The organism is Aeromonas piscicola (assembly GCF_000820005.1).
In the GTDB taxonomy this organism is placed as follows: domain Bacteria; phylum Pseudomonadota; class Gammaproteobacteria; order Enterobacterales; family Aeromonadaceae; genus Aeromonas; species Aeromonas piscicola.
Genome location: NZ_CDBL01000013.1, coordinates 37,581 through 53,763 on the forward strand (window position 1 = coordinate 37,581; position 16,183 = coordinate 53,763).

Below are 16,183 nucleotides of genomic sequence, written 5' to 3' on the forward strand. Positions count from 1 at the left end.
GATATCGATGCGCTGGCCCTTGAGCTCGAAGGTGGTGATCTGGCCGGTTTTCGGATGCTTTCATGGGACTCTTATGGTGATGTTTTTAGCCATCTCACACCTCCGGTTTGGCTTCAAAGTGGTGGGTCACAACGCCCGCCTCCGGGTCGATGCTGATAAACGCCGGGGCTTGCGGATGGTACTGGTAGAGCTGCGCCAGCTCTGCCCGAAATACTTCGACGTTTGGCGCAATCACATGATTGGTATCCCCCTCGGCGTAGGTAAAGGTCTCGAGCGTCTGTGTGTTAATCCAGATACCAAAATACCAGGCATCCTCCTCGGTATCGTATTGCTGCCAGCCTTGGGCCAGCAGCGTTCGGTCGTAGTAGTAACGATCTACCTGATGGCTACCCCGGTCGATGCGGCAGCCGGTCACTGTAAGTTCAAACGGGATACGCCCCGCCTTGTGGGCTTTCTTGACTCGGCGCAGCAGCTTGAGAGCCTTGGCTCTGCTGCGGTGATTACCAAGCGGATGCGGCTGCCAAGCACGCAATGCCAGGTGGGTCATTATCTTTGGCGTAGTGTTGTGGTTGAGCTGGCCGATGGCAGCGGTTATCTGTCGGGCGGACAGGGTTTTGTAATCACGCAGATCTTGCATGGGTGGGTTCCTTAAAATGCAAACAGCCCCTCGGTGTGAGGGGCTGTATGAGGTTGTGGGGAGGATTGTCTAAAGCGATTGCTTGAGGCGGTTGATGTCTCCCTGATAGCGACAGCGGTGGCTGTGCCAAATCACCCGCTCGGCGGCAGCCTCTAGCTGCGCGGTGGTCACGGTGCGAGGCAGGACCAGATTTGCCCCGTCCCAGTTATTCAGGTTCAGTACGCCGGAGCGCATCAGACTGGCCAACTGCGTATCGAGTTTGTGGGTCAGCTCCAGTGCGATGAACTCCTCGATATGAGCTTGGAGGCTGGCGATAGCACTCTCTGGCGCCATTGGTAATGCCGTGGGCGCTGTCATGTATGGCTACTCCAATTTGGTGCGTCATTGCTGCCGTGGTTGACGTAGGCCCCGACAATCACCCGTTGCCACTCGCCGACCGGCTGACCCGCTGCATTATAGGGGCAGCGAAAGCGGGCGAAGTTAATCTCACGTGGCAGGTTTTCACGCATATCCCGTGGACTGACAAAGATCGTGGTCTTGTGCAGTACCGGGTTGGGGGCCACCAGTGGACCACCAATACGCAGCCCCTTCACATCGTGGGCATAGGCAAAGCCCGGCAACATCAACTGCTGGCTGATGAGCTTGGCAAGCCCTGAATGGGCACACATAGCCTCCGCCACGGCGGCCTGGCTAAAGCTATCGCTGAATTCGATCATGGTATTGCTCCTGATGAAGAAGGGTGTGAGTGACTGTTCTGACCATCACATCTCTCCCCAAGGGGCTTGCTCCCACAGTGACATTCGGGTCAGCACATCTTGGGCGAGAGCTTGTAGCAACTGCTGTATCACCTTCACTAGCCGGGGGGCCTGTTCAGGGCTGCCGGTCCATTCGCTCGATTGGTACAGGGCGCAGCAGGTGAATTTGTACAGCGTCACCAGTTCGCTATCGGTGAGTGGTGCCTGGTGGTAACGATGGGCAGGTTTAAGCGGACTCAGCTTGGTCGAGCGGTGCTGACGTGGTTCCTTGTGCTCCTGCTGACGCCCCAACTGATAGCGATGCCAGACCGCCCGCCGGTTGGCGAGCATCATCAGTCGTACCAACCGGTCTACCCGCCACGTCCAGGTACTGGTCGTGTCTGCTGGTGGTATCCACCAGAGGGTGCGCAGAAGTTCCAGGGTGTAATGGGGTGGCATCGGGGCATTGCAGAAACGGTGTAACTGCACGGAAAAGGCAAGGTAGTCGTTGCGGTCAATCATAAAAGCAGACATGTCGGTGGTTCCTTGAAATGACAAAGGCCACCTGCAGTGAGGTGGCCTTGTGGGGTAGTGGGCTTATTAGAATTGCTCTGAATGTGCCGCGTTATCGGATGGAAAAATGTGATCGACTAGCGATGTTATTTTGTTATCGGCATGCGTGAGGGGGGCTGTGATACCAGGATCATGTCCGTTGCTGCAGATGATCCGGGTGGATGTGTAGGGTGCTTATCGAATTGGGCTGATATGGGGCAGACATCCACCAGTCAATATGTTCTTACAATGGGAATCTTTTTTGCTAACTCCTCAACTCCCTGCCTTCCATGAGCAAGTAGCCATCATTGACGGTATTTTAGGTTTGAACCGGTGATCACCACTGCCTGAGGTCTCCCTATGCAGTGGTTTAATAACCCCCGACCCAGCTCAGCCCGCTTAGTATTAGAGGGCCTGATAGACCAGCTTGCCCTTGAACATGGTCCAGAGCACCTTGGTCTCCTTGATTTGCTCGCTCGCCACCTGCTCCAGATTGCGATCCAGCAAGGCTAGGTCAGCACTCTTGCCTACGCTGATAGAGCCAATCTCTTTTTCCTGCCCAATCACCTTGGCGGCGTTGAGCGTATATGCCTGCAAGATCGCCTGACGGCTGATCTGTTCGCTGGCGGGGGGCAGCAAGCCAAGCTCTCCTTGTCGGGTGATTGCGGTATACATGGCGAGGAAGGGGTTGGGGCTGGAGACCGGCCAGTCACTGGCTCCCGCGATAATTACCCCGTTTTGTAGCAGGCTTCCAGCCGGGTAGAGGCGGGCCAGCAGGGCCGGGGGAACTTTCCCCTCCAGCAGCATGGTGGTTGCCACGTTTTTCCCGGCCCACAACAGCTGCATCGACGCGGCCACATTGAGTGGTTTGAAGCGGGCAATGCTGGCCGGGCTCACCACCTCCAGATGGGTGATGCTGTGCAGCAGGCGGTGATCCTGATTGTGGGCCCGTGCATAGGCGATGGCATCCAGTGATTCACGGACAGCCCGATCCCCGATGGCATGAAAATGAGCGATGAGCTGATGGGCATCCGCAGTGCGGATCAGCTCGTTGAAACGCTGCTTATCCAGATCGTCTTTGCCGCTGTAACCGGGGTGATTGAGGTAGGGCTCGCTCAACTTGGCGGTCTGGGATGGAAACTCGATGACACCATCTTGCAGGATCTTGATCCCCACCAGTTTGACGTCCGGGGCGTCTTGAAACTGCTGTTGCAGCGCCAATACGTCATCAATGATGGCGGGCGATGCGTGGATCCCCACCAGTGCCAGTGCGGATACATGCCCGGTCAGCTTGCCTTCCCGGGAGAGCATGCTGTACGCCGGTAACAGGCCAGTGTCACGGCGATCCGGTTCGGCGTTGAAGATGGGGGCGAGGGGACGAATGTTGCTGATAGGGTCCATCCAGGCGGTAATGCCCACCTGATTAAGCTGATTGGCTGCGGTCAGGATGGCATTGGCAATCGTCTCGTCGCTGACGGGGGGCAGCGCCTTGAGGATTGCATCCCACCCGCCTTCCGAGGCAAAGCCATTCAGCTCGCCGGATGGGGTGAGGCCAAAATTGCCTTTCAGCGGGGCATAACGACTGGCAAGGGACTCGGCATCAATGCCAGCCTTGCGCAGCATGGCCTGATTGGCCCAACCAGTGTGGGCATCCGAACCGGCCAGCACCACCGGGGTCTGCTGGTATTGCGGGCCATTGAACACCTGATCGAGCAGGGGTAGCTGATGCCAGTAGTCGAGGGAGACATTGCTGTATAGCTGCACATCCCCCAGTGTCAGGCGAGGATCACCCTTGCTGCGGGTCAGAAATTGCTGCACCTGCTCAACCTGGTTCATGGCATCTGGAAAGTTAACCGTCATCCCTTGAAAGCCGGCAAATGCCGCGTGAACATGGCTGTCGATGAGCCCTGGCATCAGGTACTTTCCTTTCAGGTCAAGGCGCTTGGCATGGTTGCCGAGTCGGGCGCTGACCTCCTGATAGCTGCCGACCGCCACGATCTTTTTACCTTCAATGCCGACCGCCTCTGGATGAGGATTCGCCGGATCACCGCTGTAGATGGTGCCGCCAAAGATCAGGGTCTGGCTCTGTGGCTGGGCATTCGCGGCAGCGGGAAGCGTCACCAGCAGGCTGGCGAGAAACAGCGTTTTGATATTCATGGGCATGACTCCGTCGCTTCGGCGCCCGAAGGCACCGAAGTGGGTAAGTGGAAATGGGGTATCGGCTTATCGGTTGATCAGCGGGATACCGATATCAAACACGTAATGATCCCGGTCGGGATCCGTGCCCGCGTGGTATTGCTCGTAACACGGGCGATCGTCGCAGTTCAGCCCTTGGCCCACTACCCAGCGAAACGCCGTCTCCCAGCAGGCGACCAGTTGATCGCCGCGAGCGATAAACTGGCATACCGCATAGGGGCCCGCGGCTATGGTTTGGGTGGTTAACTGGCGCCCAACGGGGATCTTTGGCCCCAGCTCAATGCAAACGTCAGTACGGCAGCGCGTCTCATCGGTGATATCGGGGATATCCCAATAAAGACTCAGGGTACCCGCCGGTGTCATCGCCTCGTCTGAGGCGAACTGCGCGAGCAAATCCCGATGGGCTTGCTCGCAGGTCTCCTTGCCATAGGGGCCCAGGCGGCGCATGTATGCCACACGCCGGGCGGGCATCTGCTTGACGCTTGCCCCCTGCAGCAGACCCGGGTGTTCGGTGACCGGGTGCATGACTAGGCCATCATAGGTGTCAAAGGGAAGGGGATCGTTTCCAATCTTGCTTTTCCAGTTTCCCCCCTGCTGCTGGCGGTATTCCGAGGGGCTCATGGCGAAGTGCAGGCGAAAGGCCTTGGCGAAATTCTGGGAGCTGGAGAACCCGGCGGCCAGCGCGAGGGTGGTGATGTCGCTCTGGTGGGAGGCGAGCAGGCGACGGGCGGCACGCTCCATGCGCAGGCGCCGGGTAAATCCGGCAATGGTCTCGCCGACCATCGTCTTGAAAATACGGTGGAAGTGAAAGGTGGAGATGGCCGCTGCCGCTGCGACCTCATCCAGACTCGGATTGTCATCCAGATGGTGGCTGATGTAGTCCATCGCCTTGAACACAGGTTTGCGATAATCCAGAACGGACTCCTTGCCAGCCAGCAAAAGTGGGCGTCAGAGTCGGATTTAATCAGAGCCCTCTGCCGTTGTCGAACCCGTTTGCTCTGGTCACTCACTCATCTTCACTATCTTTTCTGCCAGACAACTCTATGTCCCCTAAAGAAATGGACGCTTTCGGTCGAGAGATTTTTATCTCTCCACTACGTTCATCTCTCAGGTGACGTCCTGCCAAGCATACGCATCAGAGTCTTATCTTTATCCAGCAAGTGATGTTTTACCGCGCCGACAATATGAATCAGCACGAATGCCAGCATGATATAAGGTAGATATACATGAGCGGAATGAGTGATATCACTCAATGATTCACTATATGGAATGACATTCTCTGGATCATTGCTATCTGGATTCATTGGGATAATAAACCAGCCAAACAGGGCAACACCACGGCCCGCGACACCGGAATAACAAATACCAGAAATAGGAATAAGTAGGGTTGAAATAAGCAATCCCCAGTGGATTATTTTGGCTGCCAGTGCCTCGTAGCGGGAGTATTGGCGAACCGGCGTAGGCCACCCTTCGCCAAGTCGGACAATGGCCCGTGGCACCACAAGCAGCAATGCCACCACGCCCAGTGATTTATGCAGGGGATAGAGAGCCCATATCTCAAGTTTCACCATCAGATAACCCAGCAGGGTCAGGCCAATCATCAGCAAGGCGACCGACCAATGCAGAAATCGGGTTAGCAGGCTTAACGGCGGTGAGTGATCCTCTATCATCTTCATTGTTTCCTTAAATTTTTTTGGAATATTTATTTTGGCCGAAATACGTCTAAGCGATTGCCGATTGGCCGAAATTAATAAAAAGTATCGAAATATAATATAAAGTAAATGAAACACCCGCGTTTCCAATCTTGCTTTTCTTGTATTGCATTGACTATCTCTGCCACAGGGTAATGGCGCTCAGTTACCAGCTTGACTGCGGCCAGTTTGAATTCTTCCGTGTAACGTTGCTGCTTGATCATGACACCTCCTGAATGACCTCAGTTTGAGGCTCTTGAGGTGTCTAGGAAAATCGGGGTGATTCACATTGAGTTTTGGTGAGATCCAGCGCATCGTTTAGAAGTACGCCAGGTGTAGGAAGTGAGGTTGCAGCCGAAGGCAAACTGACTACCCGGGATGAGGTGTGTGATGAGGTCTTATGTTGTGGATGTATTGCTAGTGTTTGCAATTCTGATAACCAGTGCGGCTACTGGGTGGGCACTCGGCGCATTATTTGTTTATGTAACAAAAAGCTTTCCATCGTTAGGCCACAGCATGACCAGCAATGCTCCGCCTTGTCAGCCGTTTAACGACGCCAACATACAGCTGCGCCGTTGTCAGAATACGGTTGAACGTTTGCAGCAAAGCCCGCAAAAGAGCTGCAGACTAGCGCAGTCTGCCACCCCGTTTTGAAGTGGCCGCCAAGCAAAGTACTCGATTACCTATCAGTTCAAGTAGTTTCACTGGCTTCCATGATGCTTTTATCGTGATGCGACTCGACAGCGACATTGGTATCAATGACTGCTCCTGCCACCACGACACGATTCCTCCCTGTCTGCTTTGCAACCAGCAAGGCTACATCAGCAGAATGCACGATTTCATCGAAATCTATGGGGCCTTCGCCGTAGGCAACCCCGAAACTGGCCGTGACTGCTGGCATGGCCCCTGACATGCAGGCGAGGTCGAGTTGTTCTCGCACTCTATTCATAACATCCACCGCAACGGTTACGGGAGCATCAGGCAGTATCACGACAAATTCTTCGCCACCATAGCGTCCGACGATATCGGTATTGCGTACCACATCGCTCAATACGCGCGCAAAGACCCGTAGAGCACGATCGCCAGCTTCATGGCCAAAACTATCGTTGAGTCGTTTGAAGTGATCCAAATCACAAAAAGCCACAGATATGGGCCCTTTGCGAGACAGCAACGCTCTCGCTTGGTTTTCAAGGCTGCGCCGATTCAATAACCCAGTGAGACCATCGGTTTCGGCTTGTAACTGTGTTTCTTGCATGGCTCGTAACATGGCGATCCGGGTGCTCGCACGTGATGCGATAGACTGCAAGCGTGAAACAGTTTCACTGTCAAAGACTTGTCCCTGAGCTCCCGATACGTGTAAAACACCGGCTTGCTTGCCCATGCTTGTCATTGGAATACACACGGCAGAGCAAGTGCCACTTGGGCGCCCTCTCAATTTGCGGCATGCATCCATCAACTCTGAATCTGGGAATATCAAGGTTGTCCCTCGTCTGAATGCCAAGCATTGGCGAGGAGTCTGAGCCATGCATCCGGGAGCTCCAGCCGGTTCGGCAGTTACAACCTGGCGAAAATGCATCTGACTCGAGTCTGCCAATAACATTTCCCCTGGTGTTTCTTTGATGGCAAGTGATAGTGCTTCACCCACCACTGCAAATGCCTCCTCCTCCGACTCACTGGCATCCAGCGCCCGGTGCAACTTAGCTTCAAAATCTTGACGCTCAGCTTCTTTAAACAGTGCCTGCTCTCGTCCTTCAGTTGTTCTTCTGACTGAACGGCTGATGGTAAGGGCCAGCCACAGGATCAGTGGAAATGCGATCAGTGAGACAATCACGACAAAATGACCCAAATCACGTGCTGCAATGGATGCTGCCGCAAGATCTTGCTGAACCAGTACTCCCCAGTGATAACCCTTGAAGCCAAGAATGCCTTTGGAGCTGGAATAGCCAATGATTTGGGCTTTTCCACCTGCATCGTCGGCGTCTACTGTGATAAAGCCAGCAGAGCGTTGATGCAGGTCCATGGTACCTAGCGAACCAATTTTCAGTAATTGTGATGGTGCAGCGCCATCATCCGGTCTCGGCTCGAGTATCAAACCATCATGAGACAGTACCTGGGTACCTATGCCCGCATTACCGCCATCCAATAATTGCTGCCGAACGCTTCTCATTATTTCGCCAACAACACGATCAAACGAAACCCAGTTAGCCCATATACGCGCTATCTTGCCATCCGCGCCATAAATAGGTGCAACAAACAGGAGTGTCTGCGCTTCAGTGCCGGTCGCCAATTTAAGCAGGGGGTCATACGTAGCATCACGGTAATAGCTTTGACCATGACCGAGGTAACCACTCATTGCACGTCGGAACCACTCCGTATCTGCGACCGATGTACTTCGTAATGCATCGCTGTTGATCTGCCGACCATCTCCTGTCGACGTGCTGTTGGCGATGATGTTCCCCGCTGAGTCGGCAATCACCATCAAGTCATAAAAACCATATGCTTGGGTGTAAATGTCAGTGGTATTACTGACGCTTGCGGGATCCCCCAATGCCTTGGGGTTGAGGGCCATCATCTGCACGTCGCTATAGCGCTCAAACAGGTTGCGATCAATCTTGTCTATCGCTTCTCGTGCCTGAGCGGCGAGAAAACTACCCGTTTTATCATTCAGACTTTGGCTACTGCGCTGATATGCCAAGAATCCCACCGATATAAGTGGTACCAACCCAATAAAGAGCAAAGATGCCAACAGGTATCGAGTTAGGCTCTTTACATGAGTACTGGTCGGGTTTGTAATGCTATGCATAGAAATACGTTTCATTATTATCCTTGACCCTCAACCCAGCAGAGAATAAAAGCTCAACAATCAGCGACGCTACTGACATGTATAAGAATATAGGTTGATTTGTTGTCTACTGCCAATCTCACATGGCACCCTATGCCAAGAAGTCTGCTCAAATCGTGATTTCAGCAAATCACTTTAATGGCAACAGCAGGGACGTAGTGCTGAGCCCCTGCTGTTCCAGATTAAGCTCTCGTTGCAGAAACAGTCACCTATCAGGGCTGAGTGAATTGATAAGACTCAGAGCAGCTGAGTGGTAGTGGTTGGCAAGACATCTAGCGACTCGTTGAAGGTTTGCTCGAGGGGTTGGGTAATCGAATTGTACTTGTGGCTAATGGCGTAGCCGTTGCAGCAGCGCATCAATGGCCTCGATACAATCGGCCTGGGTGAGTTGGTAGCCGCTCGGCAGGTGAGCCACGATAGCCGGCGCTGCCTGCATCTCGACGTTGTCTGCAAGCCAGCAGCGCAGTTCTATGAGGATGTCGAGTGCTGTGAGGTGTGACTTACCTGGGGTTAGAGTCATAGCTGACCTCGCTCAGCCAGCGAGGCCACGCCTTCGGCACCAACCACCAGATGGTCGAGCAATCGCACATCGACCAGCGCCAAGGCCTCTTTGAGGGCCTGGGTAAAGACCCGGTCAGAGTGACTGGGTTCTGGGTCACCACTGGGGTGATTGTGGACCGCAATGATGGCCCCGGAATTGAGTAACAAGGCCCTTTTGACCACTTCCCGTGGGTAGATGCTGGCACTGTCAAGGGTGCCACGAAACAGCTCCTCAAACGCTAGTACGCGGTGCTGAGAGTCAAGGAACAGTGCGCCGAACACCTCGTGCTCTCTGTCTTGCAGCAAGGTCTGCAGGCGGTCGGCGGCGTCTGTGGTGCTGGTTATGGCAGAACCTTTGGCCAGGCGTTTACGGGCAATCTGGTTGGCGATACGCAGCAGGTCTTGCTCGGTCACCGGTTCAGTGATGACATAGGTGCCGGGGCATTCCCCGGCTTTGAGTTTGTGGTAACGCATGGTGGTCTCCTGAAAAAGAAAACCCCGGCAGCGCGAGGCATACCGGGGCTAAATGCAGAGAGGTTGTCGGTTCACTTTGAGGGATGTTCAGCTGGTCGTGGCGGCGGATTCACTCTTCACAGGCACCAGCGATTCGGGGACCGGCATGGGGCGCCACACTCAGCCGTTCCGCTAGTTGGTAGGCCGGTCCTATGGTGTTGTAGTCTGCTTACCCAGATGGCAAGGTCACTGGCCTCTACCGCTCGCAGGTAGACACTGTAGCCCTGTACGGTCAGGCCACTGTCACGTACCACCTGCGTCTCGCCATCCCGATTAATCGCTTCCAGCTCAAGGGCTATCGGTTGTTTGGGCATCGTGTGCCTCCTCTTGGGGTAAAGGGTCACTCTCCACACGATAGCCATGATGGATACAGGTTTGCTGCAGGTCGCTCAGAAAGCTTCCCAGCACACGGGGTTGGTCAGAGAGCGGGACGGGGCCAGCCTGACGGCGCCAGAAACAGCGACGCTTGGGGTCCACACAGATTTCATCCACGGGCTGGCTCATGGTGCGCCAGTCCTCGGCATTGGTGAGGGAGAGCAGTTGCCACTGCACGCCAGACCAGCGCAGATGCAGCGTGACGGTGCGGGCATGTGGGCAATCAGGAGTCAGGTGCAGCAACCAGCGCTCACCCTGGCGAGTCGGCTGCAGTTTGGCCTTGGCCGTAACCAGTCCCAGCCACTTGCGCGAGGTGAGGGAGAGCGGCAGTTCGTCAGTCATCACACACCTCCTAATCCCCGCTGACCTCAACGGTGAAGTACGCCATCCGGCAGTAGGCAACAAAGTTGGTCTGCCACAGGGTAAATAACTCATGGGCCTCTGAGCGCTGGATTGGCCCCCACCCTTGTAAATAGTGCTCGTCATCCAGGAAGTTGAAATCGAGTTCTTTGCAAAGCTCGGCATCCTGGCCCAGTCCCTGATAACTGAAGTCGGTGACGTAATCGAACAGCCAGCCATCAAGACCACGTATCAGGCGTATCTCAACGGGGTGAGCCCCTCCTTGCTCGGGGCTGTAGGTGGAGCTGCGAAAGTTGAAGGTGAGCTGGGTCAGGCGCTCGAGGTTGAGGTCGTTATGAGCGACCTCCTGATTGAGTAACGCGAGCAGCGCTTGGGCAACGGGCAGGGCAAAGCCGCCCCGAAAAAAGGGAATGGTCATTGAGGAACTCCTTGAACAGGTTAATCGTTGCCGAACAGGTCGTGCATTTTTCTCACAACGCGGGCACGGATTTGGTCATCAATAAAGGCAGTAATGCTGGCGAGCGCGGCACTTAGTACCGCAATGTCATCGGCGAGCCCCATCGGTAACACATCTGGGATGGCATCAATGGGTGATACGAAGTACGCCAAGGCACCATAGATAACGAACTTGGCCCAACGTGGCAGGTTGTCTTTCTGACTGGCGTAGTAAAGCAGCAGACAGACTTCGATAAAGGGACGCCCTGCTCGCTTGGCAAACATCCAGAGTTTGCGCCAGAAGCCGGGATGGTCGAATGGTTCATCTTTGGGGGGCACTATAGGTAACATAAGCAATCTCCATGGGAATAAAAAAGCCGGAGCATGAAGCTCCGGCTGATGGGGGAAAATACCCGATTAATGGGTGTTGAATTGATAGGATGCCTGCCCTTGGTCCGTGAACAGGCTCAGCTCCAGAATGTTGCAGTTTTCGGGAATGATAAATTTGGCCGCGCCACCAAATTTAAGGGCGAATGGTAAACGACCATGTGGGGTACTGGTGCACTGACCCCGGTTAACCACCGCCTTGTGAATAGTGATGTTGTCACTGCGTGATACGACCTGCAGGACTTTCATTGGCACATTGGGCATAAATTCATCCCAGTTCCAGCTCACGTCAAAGGTAGAGGAGGAAAGTGGTGTGGTCACCAGCACTGGCGCAGGGGGTGCTTTGGGCTTCTTGGCCTGAGCTGCGGCTTGCAGGTCACGCTCAACTTTCTTCAGACAGGTGAATTTGGGCGAATCAGCTTTGGGAAGTACCTTATCGGCATCCTCGGTGGGCAATATCAGCCGTTTCCCATCTTCCGTCTTGATAATGATGGTGTCAGCATCCCGCAATCTGTTCCACATAAAGTAAAAGTCACTGGCGAGTGACTGAGTACTTATATCGTAAGGGCGGAAGAAGTCGTTGCCAGAAACCATCAACGTAAAGCCGCCTTTGGCGCCAGCAGACTCGCCATATTCAACACCATCTACGGTCGCCATCATGAAGACCTTTGTGTCTTCGCTACAACTGATGTAGAGCGAGTTTTGCTCATCAACCACAGCGGTATACTCGGTTTGGCCCTGCCCCCAGCCTTCGCTCCAGCGACCAGGCTCTCCAAATGCCATGGCGCTGCCATTTGCCAGCAACAATGAGACAAGTAAATAACGTTTCATAAGTTCTCCTTGGGATAAAAGGGTTCCTTGCATGCATCGGGTCAGCACAAGCAAAGGAGGGGCGAGAGGGGGTGACAAAATTAGGGTGTGCAAGCACTCATCTCAAAAGGTCTTTTGTGGACCTTTTGGGTTTATGTTCGCCTTTGTAGGTTCTTCATGTCAATGGGTCCAAGCTAGACCATATAGGTCCAGTGGAGGACTTATGACCAATATCAACTTCGAACTGTTAGCCAAGCGTGTAGGCAAGGCGATTGCTCGTCAGCGGCAACTTGCCGGACTGACCCAAGAACAGGTGGCTGAACATCTAGACATTGGGATGGCGGCTATCTCACGAATGGAACGTGGACTCGTTGTTCCGACTATTGTTCGACTAGCGGAGCTTGCCGAGTTATTCGGCTGTGAGCTGACAGATTTGTTGCGTGAGACCAGTAACCGCCCCGCTGAACAAGCCGTCCTTTTGAGTCAGCAATTATCTCGACTGAACGAAGCTGACCGCACCCTATTGCTGGATACCCTTGGGGGTTTAGTTGACCGCTTAAGTCGTGATGAGCGAAGCAGTAGAGCCTCCCTTTAATCTGAGAAGTAAGAAAAAACATCCCCTTCATAAGGTCATGAAGCTCACGCCCTTTTCGGGTGAGCAATCTCGCCGTTCGACAAGAAGTCATCACGGTCAAGCAGGCATATCCGATAGGTGTTCAAGCAAGGAATATAGGTTTGAAAAATGTTTGGTGTGACTCCGCAACATATTGATAGTTAAAGGAATGAACTAACTTTGAGATAGTGATGAACTAACTCTGGTCGCTTTTGTAATGGATGTCGTTAGCAGCCTATCTTGGAGGCGATAGTGAGCTGAGCAATCGATTCGCTACAAGGGACGAGCTGTTGGCTTTAGCCAAAGGGCCCGCAAAAATAAGGACAATGGAAAGCGGTATCTTGCGTGAAAACAAAGCAACCCAATTGTGACTCACCTTGCGCAATTCAAGGTAAGGCTAACTTGGTAGCTTCATATCTCGGCATAGAATGCGGCTTCAGCTTATAGTCCCTCCCGTCAACACAGAGGAGGTTGTAATGGCATCAACCATCAAGATTTTGCGCTGCAATGACCTTGTGAAAAAGTTGGAGCTGTCCCGCTCTTCACTCTACGACCGGATGAACCCCTCTTCGCCCCGGTTTGATAGCAGCTTTCCCAAGGCAATTCGCTTGGGCGCCAATTCAGTTGGCTGGTTCGAGCATGAAATCGACCAGTGGTTGCTTGGGCGTCGTGTACACTAACTTTGATTTGCTTGGCTCAAATGCAAATACAAAGTTATTCCGTATAATTTTTCTTTACGTAATGATAGATGAGGTGTTCTAACATCAGACTTTTAACGTCTGACTTCTGTAGTTATTGTTATTAGAATAATCCAATGCAATCAGAACTATATACAGGAGTTCAATTGCAACTCAATCAACTCATATTAAGAATAGTGCAGCCTTAGTGGGTTGCACTTAACTAACCGTCCTTGGCAAGGAGCCTATATCGACTAGTAATACATTAGACATCCAGTTTAGATACAGCCCTCTGGGCTGTATTGCTTTAAATAACCCTCTTATTTAGCTGTGCACAACGATAAATTCTCAAGGATTAAAATTACAAGGCGCACGTATGAATTCGATTTGTAGCGTTGATATGGAATCCTATCAGGCCATCCGCGAACGCAATATTGATATAATGGATGATGGTACGATTGGTATCTGGAAAAGCAGTTCTGATTTTAATGCAGTACGTGAGTGCATTCTCTTCCTTGATACCTTTTCTCAGCAGACACAACCTACAGCCCTGCTGAACAATCGCAGGAAGCCCAATGCATTTTTCCGGGAGTTGAAGCACTGTGTTGATCTGATCGCTACGGTCGACATAGCGCATCAGGTCTTTATCTATAACCCTGTGGTTCACCTGTTTATTGATTTCATTGCTCTTCATCAGCTTGATGATGAACTGAAAGTCCTGCAGAGTGCCCCTGAGCGTGAGTCTTTGTTGCTGGGACATCTCCGTCACTTGCATGAGGACTTGAATAGCGCGGACCTGCGTAAGGCTATCAAGAACTTTAAACGCGGCCCAGACAAGAACTATAAGGAGTTGGAAAAGTACGTTGATGAATTGTTTGCTCGTTATGCCAGGCTGTTGGTTATTCGAGTCGATTTGGCCTTTCTTGAGGCCGAGCGTGGTAATGTTCCCTTGAAAGACGTAGTGCACTATCACACGAAATTACTCGGGGACCGGCGCAACAGCCCTTTTCTTAAAGATGCTGTTGGTTATGCGTGGAGTCTCGAGTACGCCGAAAAAACGGGATACCACTACCATCTGGTGTGCTTATACGATGGTTCTAAGCACCGTGAAGACATGACCATTGGGCTCGGTATTGGTGAGCAGTGGAAAGCTGTCACACAAGGCAAGGGGCGTGTTTATGTGTGTAATACCCACAAGAACATGTATCGACTTTGTGGTATCGGTGCGGTGGATTATCATGACGAAATCAAACGGGAGAATTTGCGTAAAGCCCTGGCCTATCTGACCAAGCCTCAGTTGTTTGCGAAGGTGGGGAGTTTGCTTAAGGGAAGGGTCAGGACTTTTGGACGAGGGGGGCCTCCCAAAAGGGCACTAAAACCCGGTCGCCCCAGAACTAAGCATCATGAGGGAAAACAACAAAAAATGAGGCAAGAAAGAAGTGGCGAAGGAAAAGTTTAACCCGGACGTCGTAGCGCGAGAGAATCAGAAAAAAGCTATCTCGCAAGTACAGTTGAATGACTCTTGCGTGGAGCGTTACAGAACAGATAATAATACGACCATGGCAGTGTTGGGGATATCAATTAGGCTGCTGAATAGATTTAGAGAGCTATCTGCTAACGTCGATGGACCTGCAATTATTCGCCACCCGTACAAGCCTGGTGTCAAGCATAGATTTGCTAGCGACTCCAAAAATTATCCACTAAGATGTATCAAACAGGAAATTGAGGTCAGACGGCATGGGATGCTTTTTTTTGAAGTTTTTATTAAGCTTTTGCCTCAACTGAAAACATGTCGACAGCAACATCAGTTTACCCCACTTATTCAAGCGCTACTTGACGTGGAGCAAAACTTTGCAGATGTCGAATTTGATATGACTCGTATAAATGGCCACTCCGTTGGGGTTGTACTGCGTTTTATAAACATAGAACAGTGGAATTTAGCAATTCATAGTTATCAATCCACTATCTCCACACCAGAATTTATCGAAGCAGAGCAGTCATTTTACGCATCTGTACGGGACGTAGTTGATACCCGTGTAGCTAAACTCCGACGTTACACTAACCTTCCTGATACGCAATCATACCTTAGCTTGGTCGACCTGTTTTTCCTCTCTGAGTCCGATTTAGATAGTAATGCCCTCAGCAAAGTCTGTTACAGCCAATCACAAAAAACTCAATTTTCTCAAATCACGCAGGCAGTTGAACAATGGATAGCAAAACTGAAGCATCGTAAGAGTCTCGGAAGTATTGGGGGTGTCGTAGTCTCCTTTAAATATTCCGAAATGAAGGGGTGGTATGGCAGTGCCATGCTGTTGTTTAACTACCCAGATAAATACACCAATAACTCTTTTGAGTGCGCAAATTTAGATGTAGATGCAGCATTGGACATCTGGCGCACAGAAGTTAATGTAACGGAAGGCCAAGATAGCAATCCTGTCTACCCCTATGCATTAATACATACCACCGCCTTTACCTGTCCCCATCTACCTGTCATTAATAGCCAGAATAGCGGGCTCTATTTTTTCAGCGCTAATGCATCGGAGCATCATGGCAACGAAGCATTGAAGCTCGAACAAGAGAAGTTAGCACCTATCGTTGATGCCTTTGACTACTTGTTCCTTTCGCGATGCTACATGAAATATAAGACTGATCCCGAAAGCCCTCAGAAAAGGATGATGAGGTCATATCGCTTGTAGCATATGTGCACTCTGGAGGAGTAATCAACCAAAGTCGATGAATCCAAGAGACCCCCTAGGCGGATTGCAGCAAGACATGCAGGCAAGTCGTTGCTGGAATGTAGCCGAGGCTTTGACTCAATGAG

Annotated in this window: 18 protein-coding genes and 2 pseudogenes; 4 read left to right on the forward strand and 16 right to left on the reverse strand. The window is 52.2% G+C overall.

Annotated elements, in window-relative coordinates:
* Nucleotides 1-94: 94 nt before the first annotated feature.
* From BN1128_RS02540 to BN1128_RS24025, 16 genes and pseudogenes are all read right to left on the reverse strand, one after another.
* Nucleotides 95-637 carry a hypothetical protein gene (locus tag BN1128_RS02540; RefSeq protein ID WP_042866106.1) on the reverse strand — a complete coding sequence of 181 codons (543 nt, stop codon included), beginning with the start codon at nucleotides 635-637 and terminating at the stop codon, nucleotides 95-97.
* A gap of 69 nt (nucleotides 638-706) precedes the next feature.
* Entirely contained in the window at nucleotides 707-994 is a 288-nt protein-coding gene (locus tag BN1128_RS02545) for a hypothetical protein (RefSeq protein WP_244464545.1), read from the reverse strand.
* Nucleotides 991-1,353, reverse strand: a complete 363-nt coding sequence (locus tag BN1128_RS02550) for a hypothetical protein (RefSeq protein WP_042866108.1) — start codon at nucleotides 1,351-1,353, stop codon at nucleotides 991-993. The genes BN1128_RS02545 and BN1128_RS02550 overlap by 4 nt, the downstream gene beginning before the upstream one ends.
* Nucleotides 1,354-1,398: 45 nt before the next feature.
* Nucleotides 1,399-1,905 carry a hypothetical protein gene (locus BN1128_RS02555; RefSeq protein ID WP_042866109.1) on the reverse strand — a complete coding sequence of 169 codons (507 nt, stop codon included), beginning with the start codon at nucleotides 1,903-1,905 and terminating at the stop codon, nucleotides 1,399-1,401.
* A 423-nt stretch (nucleotides 1,906-2,328) separates the two neighbouring features.
* On the reverse strand, nucleotides 2,329-4,080 hold the full coding sequence (locus BN1128_RS02560) for an amidohydrolase (protein ID WP_042866110.1): 1,752 nt from the start codon (nucleotides 4,078-4,080) through the stop codon (nucleotides 2,329-2,331).
* A gap of 66 nt (nucleotides 4,081-4,146) precedes the next feature.
* Complete coding sequence (locus BN1128_RS02565) at nucleotides 4,147-5,058, reverse strand: AraC family transcriptional regulator (protein WP_209428537.1); 912 nt, start codon at nucleotides 5,056-5,058, stop codon at nucleotides 4,147-4,149.
* Nucleotides 5,059-5,219: 161 nt separating this feature from the next.
* The gene (locus tag BN1128_RS02570; protein WP_244464546.1) at nucleotides 5,220-5,795 is read right to left on the reverse strand and encodes a cytochrome b; all 576 of its coding nucleotides are present in this window, start codon (nucleotides 5,793-5,795) and stop codon (nucleotides 5,220-5,222) included.
* Between the two features lie 140 nt (nucleotides 5,796-5,935).
* Nucleotides 5,936-6,034 (reverse strand): annotated as a pseudogene (locus BN1128_RS26130) (transposase); the annotation flags it as partial.
* Between the two features lie 467 nt (nucleotides 6,035-6,501).
* A complete protein-coding gene (locus BN1128_RS02580) occupies nucleotides 6,502-8,628 on the reverse strand; it encodes a sensor domain-containing diguanylate cyclase (RefSeq protein WP_042866111.1) in 2,127 nt (708 codons plus the stop codon).
* Between the two features lie 352 nt (nucleotides 8,629-8,980).
* Nucleotides 8,981-9,172, reverse strand: coding sequence for a hypothetical protein (locus BN1128_RS02585; RefSeq protein ID WP_042866112.1), 192 nt, complete (start codon nucleotides 9,170-9,172; stop codon nucleotides 8,981-8,983).
* Nucleotides 9,169-9,666 (reverse strand): RadC family protein, encoded by a 498-nt coding sequence (gene radC, locus BN1128_RS02590; RefSeq protein WP_042866113.1) that lies wholly within the window; start codon nucleotides 9,664-9,666, stop codon nucleotides 9,169-9,171. Before radC ends, BN1128_RS02585 begins: the two co-directional genes overlap by 4 nt.
* Before the next feature lie 87 nt (nucleotides 9,667-9,753).
* A pseudogene (locus tag BN1128_RS26540) lies at nucleotides 9,754-10,019 on the reverse strand (hypothetical protein).
* A complete protein-coding gene (locus BN1128_RS02595) occupies nucleotides 9,994-10,422 on the reverse strand; it encodes a hypothetical protein (RefSeq protein ID WP_042866114.1) in 429 nt (142 codons plus the stop codon). Before BN1128_RS02595 ends, BN1128_RS26540 begins: the two are co-directional and overlap by 26 nt.
* 10 nt (nucleotides 10,423-10,432) lie before the next feature.
* Nucleotides 10,433-10,858 (reverse strand): DUF2787 domain-containing protein, encoded by a 426-nt coding sequence (locus BN1128_RS02600; protein WP_042866115.1) that lies wholly within the window; start codon nucleotides 10,856-10,858, stop codon nucleotides 10,433-10,435.
* A gap of 20 nt (nucleotides 10,859-10,878) precedes the next feature.
* The gene (locus BN1128_RS02605; RefSeq protein ID WP_042866116.1) at nucleotides 10,879-11,226 is read right to left on the reverse strand and encodes a YkvA family protein; all 348 of its coding nucleotides are present in this window, start codon (nucleotides 11,224-11,226) and stop codon (nucleotides 10,879-10,881) included.
* A gap of 66 nt (nucleotides 11,227-11,292) precedes the next feature.
* Nucleotides 11,293-12,093 (reverse strand): hypothetical protein, encoded by an 801-nt coding sequence (locus BN1128_RS24025; protein ID WP_052445479.1) that lies wholly within the window; start codon nucleotides 12,091-12,093, stop codon nucleotides 11,293-11,295.
* 202 nt (nucleotides 12,094-12,295) lie between these two features.
* Between BN1128_RS24025 and BN1128_RS02615 the strand changes: the two genes are divergently transcribed.
* The 4 genes from BN1128_RS02615 to BN1128_RS02630 all read left to right on the forward strand — a co-directional run bounded on the left by BN1128_RS02615 (nucleotide 12,296) and on the right by BN1128_RS02630 (nucleotide 16,058).
* On the forward strand, nucleotides 12,296-12,667 hold the full coding sequence (locus BN1128_RS02615) for a helix-turn-helix domain-containing protein (RefSeq protein ID WP_042866117.1): 372 nt from the start codon (nucleotides 12,296-12,298) through the stop codon (nucleotides 12,665-12,667).
* A gap of 494 nt (nucleotides 12,668-13,161) precedes the next feature.
* On the forward strand, nucleotides 13,162-13,365 hold the full coding sequence (locus tag BN1128_RS02620) for an AlpA family phage regulatory protein (protein ID WP_042866118.1): 204 nt from the start codon (nucleotides 13,162-13,164) through the stop codon (nucleotides 13,363-13,365).
* 373 nt (nucleotides 13,366-13,738) lie between these two features.
* A complete protein-coding gene (locus BN1128_RS24030; protein ID WP_052445480.1) occupies nucleotides 13,739-14,821 on the forward strand; it encodes a YagK/YfjJ domain-containing protein in 1,083 nt (360 codons plus the stop codon).
* Complete coding sequence (locus tag BN1128_RS02630) at nucleotides 14,802-16,058, forward strand: hypothetical protein (protein ID WP_156140082.1); 1,257 nt, start codon at nucleotides 14,802-14,804, stop codon at nucleotides 16,056-16,058. The genes BN1128_RS24030 and BN1128_RS02630 overlap by 20 nt, the downstream gene beginning before the upstream one ends.
* The last annotated feature ends 125 nt before the right edge of the window (nucleotides 16,059-16,183 follow it).

What these genes read in the sequence shown, in the direction of transcription:
- BN1128_RS02555 (WP_042866109.1), bottom strand. Translation starts at nt 1,905, where the DNA reads ATGTCTGCTTTTATGATTGACCGCAACGACTACCTTGCCTTTTCCGTG.
- BN1128_RS02615 (WP_042866117.1), top strand. Translation starts at nt 12,296, where the DNA reads ATGACCAATATCAACTTCGAACTGTTAGCCAAGCGTGTAGGCAAGGCG.
- BN1128_RS02550 (WP_042866108.1), bottom strand. Translation starts at nt 1,353, where the DNA reads ATGATCGAATTCAGCGATAGCTTTAGCCAGGCCGCCGTGGCGGAGGCT.
- BN1128_RS02585 (WP_042866112.1), bottom strand. Translation starts at nt 9,172, where the DNA reads ATGACTCTAACCCCAGGTAAGTCACACCTCACAGCACTCGACATCCTC.
- BN1128_RS24030 (WP_052445480.1), top strand. Translation starts at nt 13,739, where the DNA reads ATGAATTCGATTTGTAGCGTTGATATGGAATCCTATCAGGCCATCCGC.
- BN1128_RS24025 (WP_052445479.1), bottom strand. Translation starts at nt 12,093, where the DNA reads ATGAAACGTTATTTACTTGTCTCATTGTTGCTGGCAAATGGCAGCGCC.
- radC (WP_042866113.1), bottom strand. Translation starts at nt 9,666, where the DNA reads ATGCGTTACCACAAACTCAAAGCCGGGGAATGCCCCGGCACCTATGTC.
- BN1128_RS02600 (WP_042866115.1), bottom strand. Translation starts at nt 10,858, where the DNA reads ATGACCATTCCCTTTTTTCGGGGCGGCTTTGCCCTGCCCGTTGCCCAA.
- BN1128_RS02545 (WP_244464545.1), bottom strand. Translation starts at nt 994, where the DNA reads ATGACAGCGCCCACGGCATTACCAATGGCGCCAGAGAGTGCTATCGCC.
- BN1128_RS02580 (WP_042866111.1), bottom strand. Translation starts at nt 8,628, where the DNA reads ATGAAACGTATTTCTATGCATAGCATTACAAACCCGACCAGTACTCAT.
- BN1128_RS02570 (WP_244464546.1), bottom strand. Translation starts at nt 5,795, where the DNA reads ATGAAGATGATAGAGGATCACTCACCGCCGTTAAGCCTGCTAACCCGA.
- BN1128_RS02620 (WP_042866118.1), top strand. Translation starts at nt 13,162, where the DNA reads ATGGCATCAACCATCAAGATTTTGCGCTGCAATGACCTTGTGAAAAAG.
- BN1128_RS02540 (WP_042866106.1), bottom strand. Translation starts at nt 637, where the DNA reads ATGCAAGATCTGCGTGATTACAAAACCCTGTCCGCCCGACAGATAACC.
- BN1128_RS02560 (WP_042866110.1), bottom strand. Translation starts at nt 4,080, where the DNA reads ATGAATATCAAAACGCTGTTTCTCGCCAGCCTGCTGGTGACGCTTCCC.
- BN1128_RS02605 (WP_042866116.1), bottom strand. Translation starts at nt 11,226, where the DNA reads ATGTTACCTATAGTGCCCCCCAAAGATGAACCATTCGACCATCCCGGC.
- BN1128_RS02595 (WP_042866114.1), bottom strand. Translation starts at nt 10,422, where the DNA reads ATGACTGACGAACTGCCGCTCTCCCTCACCTCGCGCAAGTGGCTGGGA.